This window comes from Arhodomonas sp. KWT (assembly GCF_010993615.1).
Window position 1 is genome coordinate 1 of the sequence record NZ_WNXE01000452.1, and the last position, 1,353, is coordinate 1,353.

Genomic DNA, 1,353 nt, shown 5'->3' on the forward strand with positions numbered 1-1,353 from the left:
AGAACAGGCATACCCGAGCGTTCCGGTTGCACCTAGGGACTGGACGCCCCGGGCGGCTGCCCGGGGCGGACGGGGCGTTGCTCAGCCGATGAGGCCGAGCTGCTTCATGAACTCGACCTGGCTGTCGAGAATGCGCGTGGCGAGCTTGTTATCGCCGGCGGTCTCGCGCCAGACCTCCATCGCCGTGGGCCGGCCCTGCTTGACGACCTCCGGGCCGAGATGGATGACCTCACAGCCCCGCTCCTGGAACTTGCGCAGGGCGATCACGTCCTGGGCCAGGATGTGCTGGCGCAGCGCCGCCGAGGTCTCCCGGGCGGCCACCGCGAGCGCGGCCTGGTAGCTCTTCGGGAGCTTGTCGTGGGCGGACTTGTTAGCGACGTAGCTGGTCGCGGTGGTCGGCTGATGGAAGCCGGGCACGATCACGTACTTCGCCACCTCGTCGAGGCCCGCCTCCAGGTTCGCCGTGAGGTCACCGCGGTCGGCGAAATCGATGACGCCCTTCTCAAGGGCCTGGTACACCTCGGCGGTGGGCATGGGGGTGACGGACACATCGAACGCCCCCATCACCGCACTGGCGAGACCGACGAAACGGCCCTTCTTGCCCTTCATGTCGTCGAGCTGGTGCAGCGGGAACTTCGAGTGGATCGGCTCCTGGCCGTAGACGGTGGGCGCGATGTAGTGCAGCCCCGCCTGCGCGTAAGCCTCGCGGGCCATGTCCAGGCCGCCGCGCTCGTAGAACCAGGCCTCGTACTGGTCCGGCTGCTCGAAGCCGAACGGGATGGTGCTGGTGAACGCGAACGCCGGGATGGAGCCGGCCTCGTAGCCGTCGAAGGTCTTCATCATCTCGAAGGCGCCGCCGCGCACGGCCTCGAAGGCTTCGGCGGAGGGCACGAGCTGGCCGCCGGAGTACAGCTTGATGGAGAACTGCCCGCCGGTGAGCTCGGAGACGCGCTCGACGAAGCGCTTCTCGAACTCGTACGGGGTGGTGCCGGCATCCCACAGCGCCTGCATGCGCCACGACACCTTCGGCTGGTCCTGGGCCACGCTGATCGCGGGCAGGCCGAGGGTGGACGCAGCGGCGCCGGTGGCGACGCCCGCCTTCAGGAAGGAACGGCGATTGAACTTGCGATCGGTCATCTTCTCTCTCCTCCGGTTCGCGCGGGGACTGCGCGGATTGGGTGTTCACGTTTTTGCGCTAGACTCGGACACTGACATGGATTGAACAAGGTACAGTTCCCGCCTTTGTACCCTGTACTGTACCCACGAAAACAGAGGTACAATTCGCACGGCAGGGCCGGCGACGGCCTATCCGGCGGGCACCGTACCGGGATTCCGGGGACGCGGCGGCAGCGG

The 1,353-nt window shown here is 67.3% G+C and carries 1 protein-coding gene; it reads right to left on the bottom strand.

Translation table 11 applies throughout. The annotated features are described in order from the left end of the window. Positions 1–81: 81 nt before the first annotated feature. Positions 82–1,137: a substrate-binding domain-containing protein gene (locus G7A99_RS19845; RefSeq protein WP_163143493.1), complete on the bottom strand. Its 1,056-nt coding sequence runs from the start codon at positions 1,135–1,137 to the stop codon at positions 82–84. Positions 1,138–1,353 lie beyond the last annotated feature (216 nt).